7 protein-coding genes are annotated in these 7,243 nt (G+C 55.4%); 3 read left to right on the top strand and 4 right to left on the bottom strand.

The window, feature by feature from the left end; genetic code table 11:
- Positions 1–107: 107 nt before the first annotated feature.
- From CX650_RS05710 to gmk, 4 genes are read right to left on the bottom strand one after another with little or no spacing between them, the layout of a single operon-like run.
- Complete coding sequence (locus CX650_RS05710) at positions 108–491, bottom strand: RidA family protein (RefSeq protein ID WP_025888534.1); 384 nt, start codon at positions 489–491, stop codon at positions 108–110.
- A gap of 22 nt (positions 492–513) precedes the next feature.
- The gene (gene spoT, locus CX650_RS05705; RefSeq protein ID WP_028780077.1) at positions 514–2,622 is read right to left on the bottom strand and encodes a bifunctional GTP diphosphokinase/guanosine-3',5'-bis pyrophosphate 3'-pyrophosphohydrolase; all 2,109 of its coding nucleotides are present in this window, start codon (positions 2,620–2,622) and stop codon (positions 514–516) included.
- A 25-nt stretch (positions 2,623–2,647) separates the two neighbouring features.
- Positions 2,648–2,929, bottom strand: a complete 282-nt coding sequence (gene rpoZ / locus CX650_RS05700) for a DNA-directed RNA polymerase subunit omega (RefSeq protein WP_025010112.1) — start codon at positions 2,927–2,929, stop codon at positions 2,648–2,650.
- A gap of 59 nt (positions 2,930–2,988) precedes the next feature.
- Positions 2,989–3,612: a guanylate kinase gene (gmk, locus tag CX650_RS05695; RefSeq protein WP_039034660.1), complete on the bottom strand. Its 624-nt coding sequence runs from the start codon at positions 3,610–3,612 to the stop codon at positions 2,989–2,991.
- Between the two features lie 223 nt (positions 3,613–3,835).
- On the opposite strand from gmk, the gene CX650_RS05690 reads away from it, so the two are divergent.
- From CX650_RS05690 to CX650_RS05680, 3 genes are all read left to right on the top strand, one after another.
- On the top strand, positions 3,836–5,131 hold the full coding sequence (locus tag CX650_RS05690; protein ID WP_101095251.1) for a hypothetical protein: 1,296 nt from the start codon (positions 3,836–3,838) through the stop codon (positions 5,129–5,131).
- A 111-nt stretch (positions 5,132–5,242) separates the two neighbouring features.
- Positions 5,243–6,178, top strand: a complete 936-nt coding sequence (locus CX650_RS05685) for an NTP transferase domain-containing protein (protein WP_101095250.1) — start codon at positions 5,243–5,245, stop codon at positions 6,176–6,178.
- Positions 6,171–7,235, top strand: a complete 1,065-nt coding sequence (locus CX650_RS05680; RefSeq protein ID WP_101095249.1) for a phosphotransferase enzyme family protein — start codon at positions 6,171–6,173, stop codon at positions 7,233–7,235. Before CX650_RS05685 ends, CX650_RS05680 begins: the two co-directional genes overlap by 8 nt.
- Positions 7,236–7,243: the final 8 nt, after the last annotated feature.

The raw sequence follows: 7,243 nt of genomic DNA, 5'->3' as shown, positions 1-7,243 counted from the left end.
TCCGATGACATGAGGTCATCGGATTTTGATCCTTTCAGTGAGATCGTCAAGCGATCTGTCTTAACTGATCGGCATTACGCCGTAGCGCCCTGTATTGGGGAGGGGAATCAGAGTTCCATCACACCGTCCATCTCGACCAGAGAACCCTTTGGCAGCTCTTTCACGCCGATGGCGGCGCGGGCCGGGTAAGGCTGGTTGAAGTAACGGCTCATGATTTCGTTGACCGTGGCAAAGTTGCCCAGATCCAGCATATAGATATTCAGTTTGACGATATCGGCCATGGAACCGCCGGCAGCTTCACAGACGGCCTTGAGGTTGTCGAATACCCGTACAACCTGGGTTTCAAAGTCGTCACCGGCCAGTGCCATGGTAGCTGGGTCCAGCGGGATCTGCCCGGACAGGTAGACAGTGCTGCCCACTTTGACTGCCTGGGAGTAGGTGCCGATAGCGGCGGGAGCCTTGTCTGTTGCTATGATGATCTTCTCTGCCATAACGCTCTCTCTTTTTCTGTTATCAACGGTTACGGGATGTACGCAGAACCTCGGGCAGTACCCTGATTCGGCGCATAACATTTGCCATGTGGATCCGGTCGCGAACCGAGATGCGCAGGTTGATCAGATAGACGCGGCCATCGCGCTCTTCGGTGCTGAGATTGTGAATATTGGAGCCTTCGGCGGCAATGATATTGGTGATCTTCGCCAACGCGCCCTGATGGTTGACGATTTCGACCCTCAGGTTGGCCTGGAATTCGACCCCATCGACGGCATCCCATTGCACCGGAATATACTTGTCCGGCTCGCCCTGATAGCCGCGGATATTGGCGCAGTTTTCCATGTGCACCACCAGGCCCTTGCCCGGGCTCACGTGAGCAATCACGGCATCCCCAGGAATGGGGCGGCAGCAGTTGGCGAAGGTAACCAGCATGCCTTCGGCGCCGCGGATCGGCATCAGCTTGTGCTCATCATGCTGCTTCTGCGGCTCTATCTTGTCGCCCTTGAGGCGTTGGGCTATGACTATGCTCATGGCATTGCCAAGACCTATGTCGGCCAGCAGTGATTGCAGATCGGCGTGTTTGGTGTCTTTGACTACCTTGTCTATCTGCGCCGGATCTATCTGTTCCAGCTTGGTTTCGCCCAGTGCATGGTTCAGCAGACGCCTACCCAGGGTGCTGGCTTCGTCCTGCTTGAGGCTCTTGAGCACCTGACGGATTTTGGCGCGGGCCTTGCCGGTAACCACGAAGTTGAGCCAGGCGGCGTTGGGGCGGGCACCCTTGGCGGTGATGATCTCGACCGTTTGCCCGGAAATCAGCGGCTGACTCAACGGATAGGCCTGGCGGTTGACCCGGGCGCCGACACAGGTGTTGCCCACATCTGTGTGCACCTCATAGGCGAAGTCCACCGCGGTGGCGCCTACCGGCAGTTCCAGAATGCGGCCCTCGGGAGTGAATACATAGATCTCTTCCGGGAACAGCTCTGTCTTGACGTTTTCAACAAATTCAAACGAGGTGGAAGCACTCTGCTGCAGTTCCAGCAGGCTTTGCATCCATTTGCGGGCGCGCAGCTGGGTAGTGGTACCCGAGGCGCCGGTCTGGCCACTCTTGTACATCCAGTGTGCCGCAACCCCTTTATCGGCCATCTGGTCCATGTCTTCGGTACGGATCTGAATTTCCACCGGGACCGCATGGGGACCAAACAGCGAAGTATGCAACGACTGATAGCCGTTGGCCTTGGGAATGGCGATATAGTCTTTAAATCTGCCCGGGCGCGGCTTGTAGAGGCCGTGCATCACTCCGAGCACCCGATAACAGGTGTCTATGGAGTCCACTATCAGGCGGAAGGCATAGATATCCATCACTTCCTGGAATTGCAGCTCTTTGCTGCGCATCTTGTTGTAGATGGAATAGAGGTTCTTTTCCCTACCCTTGACCTTGCCCTTGATACCCACATCTTCCAGGCGGGTACGAATGGCGGTTTCTATGCTTTGGATCAGTTCCTTGCGGTTACCGCGGGCGGCACGAACCACCTCTTTGAGTACCCGATAGCGCATGGGGTAATAGGCCTGAAAGCCGAGATCTTCCAACTCTGTCTTGATATTGTGAATACCCAGACGGTTGGCGATGGGGGCGTAAATTTCCAGGGTTTCGCGGGCAATGCGGCGACGTTTGTCGGGCCGCAGGGCGCCCAGAGTGCGCATATTGTGGGTGCGGTCGGCCAGTTTGATGAGGATCACCCGGATATCCTGGGTCATGGCCATCATCATTTTGCGGAAGTTTTCCGCCTGGGCCTCTTTCTTGTCGCGGAATTTGATCTTGTCTAGCTTGGAGACACCTTCCACCAGCTCCGCCACCGAGGCGCCGAACAGTTCGGCCAGATCCTGATGGGTAACTTGGGTGTCTTCTATGGTGTCGTGCAGCAGGGCGGCCATCAGCGTCTCATGGTCGAGACGCATTTCGGCCAGGATGCGGGCAACCGCAACCGGATGGGTAATATAGGGTTCGCCACTGGTGCGCATCTGCCCTTCATGGGCATCACGCGCCACCTGATAGGCCTGCTTGAGTAATTCTACCTGCTCCGGCTCCAGATAACTGGCGGCAGACTCCTTGAGACCTTCAAACAGATACAAGTGGCTGTTCTCCTAAGAATATGCCTTAGAGTGAAGAGTTACCTTCTGCAATCGCTGCCACGGCAGCAATTTCAGCTGCTTCGCGCTCACGTACGCTCTGACGCTCATCGGCATCCAGAGTCGCTGAGTTAACCAGTCCCTGTTCGATTTCGCGCAGTGCGATAACAGTGGGTTTGTCGTTTTGCTCTTCAACCAAAGGATCTTTACCCTGGACGGCGATCTGACGGGCACGACGCGCCGCAACCATGATCATATCAAAACGGTTGCCGATTTGTTTAACGGCGTCTTCTACAGTAACGCGAGCCATGTGTTGAAACTCCAGTGATTTGAATGGAAAAAATGACGCAAAATTGTACACGAAGGCAATTAATCTGCCAACAGACCCTTAAGCATATCATTGTGAGTATTAATTTGACTAGCACGAGTCAGGCGTTGTGAGCGAATGATTGCGCTCAGATCCCCCAGTGCAGTCTCAAAATCGTCGTTGACTATGATGAAATCATACTCTTTATAGTGCGACATTTCTGATACTGCCTGTGCCATGCGGGAGGCGATGACTTCGCTGCTGTCCTGACCGCGACCGGTCAGACGGCGCTCCAGCTCTTCGCGGGACGGTGGCAGAATAAAGATGCCGATGGCCTCGGGCATCAGTTTCTTCACTTGCTGGGCACCCTGCCAGTCGATATCCAGGAACACATCTATGCCCCGTTCAAGCGTTTCTTCAATGACCTTGCGGGAAGTGCCATAAAAGTTACCGAAGACTTCGGCCCACTCGAAGAAGGCTTCTTCGGCAATCAGCGCCTTGAACTCCTCCACCGACACATAATGATAGTGCTGGCCGTTAACCTCTCCCGGGCGGGGCTGGCGGGTGGTGTGCGATACGGAAACTTGTTTGTCGGCCGGTTTATTGGCCAGCAGGGCTGCAATCAGTGACGATTTGCCCGCTCCACTGGGGGCCGAGACAATAAAGAGGTTTCCGCGTGCGCTCATAATATTTGGGTTCCAAGTCTTTGGTTGCAAAAAATCGGTGATTAATGAGGGAAGCTACGAACTCTGGTCTGCCGTTATTCTGGATTGAACAGGAGTTCAAGGCAGCTTCCTTAAGGGCAGCTATTATATAGGCAGGCAACGCTGCCATGCCAGTGGCGCTGACAATTGCCATCAAATTCGTTAGTCTGCCATCAATAAGTCGGCCGATTTTTTAAGGGGTTCTGTGCTGTATAAATCGCTCATCTGTATTCAGGGTTACGACAATGGTCTGCGACATGCGGCCATCAGTGGCGCCGTTTATTTTTTACTACTCGTGTTGGGGCTACTTTCCGGTGGCGGTAGTTTCATCTGGTTACCCGGGATTTTGCTGGCACCGGTATTACTGCTCAGTTGTCGTCGTCGCCTGGGTGACGGTGGCCTTAATCCCTGGTTGTCACTGATAGCTCTGCTGCCTTGGCTTATTCTGTTGTTGACCTTAGGTAGCGGCCAGGAAGGCAGTTACCTGATAGGAGCCCTGGTACTGGCTTTGGCGCTGCATACAGGTTTGGCACTGTTGCCTGGAGGGAATCGCGGCCGCGGCGCCCGCAGCCAGCGAGACTATGTGCAGGGATACTGTGGCCCTGTGCCTTTGAGCGCTCCACGCAAAAACAAGATAAGAAGGGTCGAGCCAACCCTGGGCGGCGCTTCAGTTCTTGAACCTGAACCTGAACCTGCGCCTGGGTATGCTGCCGAGCGCGGCGCTGCTGAGTATAACGCCGTCCATGACCTCAGTCATGATGCCATCTCCTATGGACCTGGCCGCAGCCGTTATTTTGACTCGGCGCCGAGTGATGGCGATGCCTCCGAGATAAATACAGAGCCTGGTTGGCATACAGATAAGCAAGCCCGGCATAAGGTCAATAGCGCTGAGTCTGGGTTTGATGATGAGGTCGACCGCACTGGCTCCTTGTCGGTATTGCTGCTCTCCTGGCGCGATGCCGTAATGCAACTTTGGCAGCGGCTTGGCAGCCTCTCGGCCGTCCAGCGTAAGGGTTTTGCCATAGCCGCTCTGGTCACAGCGCTGCTTGGTTTGGGATTTATCATATGGCTGCTGTGGCCTCAGGCTGAGCCTAATGATGCATCAGGCCGTGAGACTACTGAAATTGCGGCCGAAACTTCCGACAGGGTGACAGTGCGCCTGCCGGACAGCTTCAGCCTGTCGCTTGATGGCGACTTGCTGCGTATGAGCTGGCTTGGCGATACTGACGCCCCAGGCCCCTTGTGGGATCTGGCTACCGCCAAGGGCGATCGCCGCTGCGCCGAGCTGGTGTTTAACAATGGCACTGGCTACCGTCCCATGTCGGTCGTTATCGGCGATAACGGCAAGGTAGAAGCGGCCTTCAGCCCTCTGGACAGTCAGGTGATTGTTCAGGATATGGCGCGGCGGGGCTCGGTTAAGCTCTGCGGTTATGACTTCAGCCTCAAGGGCAGTCAGGCGGCATTAGGTTCTGTTCCGGCCTTTCGGCAGTTTATTGAATAGGGTGTATATTGGCGTACGGTTAACCACAGCTTTGATTCATCAGAGCTGTGGTTCTGTTATACTGCCTCGCTTCTTTCGGCTCGGCTTTCTTCGCGGCATATTCGACAGTTTATGGATACAAAATTAACTCTGGTGATTATGGCCGCCGGGCTGGGAAGCCGTTTTGGCGGTGATAAACAGTTGGCGGCATTGGGGCCCAATGGGGAAACCATGCTGCAATTGGCGTTACGCTCGGCCATCAAGGCCGGGTTTGCCCGTGCGGTGCTGGTTATCCGTCCTGAGCTTGAAAGCGAGATCCGTCGCCAGTTAAGCGACTTCCTGCCTTCCGGGTTTGAGTGGCATCTTTGTTATCAGACGCTGGACGATCTGCCACAGCCGGTATCGGCAAGGCAGACAGGGGATATCACAAAGCGCCACAGTAACAGGCAAAAACCCTGGGGCACGGCGCATGCCCTCTGGAGTGCCAGGCATCTGGTCGATGGCCCCATGGCAGTGATCACCGCAGATGATTATTATGGCGATCATGCCTTTGTGCAGTTGGCCGAAGGGCTTAGGCAATATCCCAATGAATGGATGATGGTGGCCTGGCCGCTGGGACTGACCTTGTCCGAGCATGGCGGGGTGAATCGTGGCCTGTGTGAGGTCAATGGGAAGGGTTACCTGACTTCGGTGCAGGAGTGGCTCGATATTCGTCCAGGCACCCATGGCCTTGAGGGAGAGCTTCAGGGTGAACGCCGGCCGATAGCCGCCGATGCCTTGGTATCCATGACCTGCTGGGGCTTTTCGGCGAATATATTTACCGCACTGGAACAAGGGCTCAGACGCTTTTTGGCAACCCATGGTGATGACCTTAAAGCCGAGTGTTATCTGCCTGCGATAGTGCAAAATGCAATCGAGCAGCCAGACCCAGAGCCGTGTCAGCAACAGCAAAACCTTGCCACCCGCAGTGTCAGGGTGGAAACCGCCCGCGAGGCCTGGTTGGGAGTGACATATCCCCAGGATGCCGCCCGGGTGAAACAGCAATTACAGGAGTTAATGGGTGCTTGAACTTATTCGGCAGCAGGTGCTGCCTCATTTCGGGATCCCTGACAATGCCAAAATCAGCCCGCTGGGTAATGGTCATATCAACGACACCTTTCTGATCCGCAGCTCCGATGATGAACTTGTGCTGCAAAAGATCAACACTCAAGTATTCCGTGCGCCCAACGCCTTGGTTAACAATGCAGCCAAGGTCAGCGAGCATTTGAGTCAGTGTGCTGCTGAAGGCGGCTATCAACTGCAGCTGATAAGGCCTGTGATGACCCGCGAGCAGCAGTTGGCGGTGGATCTCGGTGAACAGGGGTTCTGGCGCGCCATCAGTTATCTGCCTTTCAGTCAGAGCATCGAAGTGGTGCACTCTGAGGCCGAGGCCGAACAGGCGGCGCGTGCCTTTGGCCATTTCGCCCGCGCCCTGAGCCAAGTAGACCCCCATGAACTGGAAGATGTGATCCCCAAGTTTCATCATCTGCCAGGCAGAATCGAAGCTCTTTCCAAGGCGGTTGCCGAGGACCCGCTTGGGCGCCTGCAGCACTGTCGGCAGTGGGCCGAGTTGGCCTTGTCCCAGCAATCGCTGCTTGTGGAGCTTGAAGATACCTGTGCCGGTTTGCCGCTGCGGATTTGCCACAACGACACCAAGATCAATAACATGCTGTTCGACAAGCGTGATATGTCCAGCATGGCCATCATAGATCTCGACACCTGCATGAAGGGTTTCTTGATGTATGACTTCGGCGACATGGTGCGAACCTTCTGCTCGCCCGAGGCCGAAGACTCCACCGCACTCGATAAGGTCAGAGTCAGGCCCGAAGTGTTTGCCGCCATCTGCCGGGGTTACCTAGCAGAGCTGGGCGAGGTGTTGACGCCACTGGAGCGCCAGAGTCTATGGCTGGGTGCCAGAGTCATTTGTCTTATGATAGGTGTGCGTTTCCTTACCGACTATCTGTTGGGGGATAAGTATTTTCATATCCATCGCGAAGGTCACAACCTGGACAGAGCCGCCAACCAGTTCACCCTCTATCTCAGCTTATTGCAGCAGAGCGAGGCCCTAAAGGCGTGCTTGGTTTGAGCATCTCG

The sequence above is a fragment of the Shewanella indica genome (assembly GCF_002836975.1).
Lineage (GTDB): Bacteria > Pseudomonadota > Gammaproteobacteria > Enterobacterales > Shewanellaceae > Shewanella > Shewanella indica.
Note: the sequence above shows the minus strand (reverse complement) of the source record. Positions and strands in the feature narration are given on the sequence as shown.

What these genes read in the sequence shown, in the direction of transcription:
- CX650_RS05710 (WP_025888534.1), bottom strand. Translation starts at nt 491, where the DNA reads ATGGCAGAGAAGATCATCATAGCAACAGACAAGGCTCCCGCCGCTATC.
- gmk (WP_039034660.1), bottom strand. Translation starts at nt 3,612, where the DNA reads ATGAGCGCACGCGGAAACCTCTTTATTGTCTCGGCCCCCAGTGGAGCG.
- rpoZ (WP_025010112.1), bottom strand. Translation starts at nt 2,929, where the DNA reads ATGGCTCGCGTTACTGTAGAAGACGCCGTTAAACAAATCGGCAACCGT.
- CX650_RS05685 (WP_101095250.1), top strand. Translation starts at nt 5,243, where the DNA reads ATGGATACAAAATTAACTCTGGTGATTATGGCCGCCGGGCTGGGAAGC.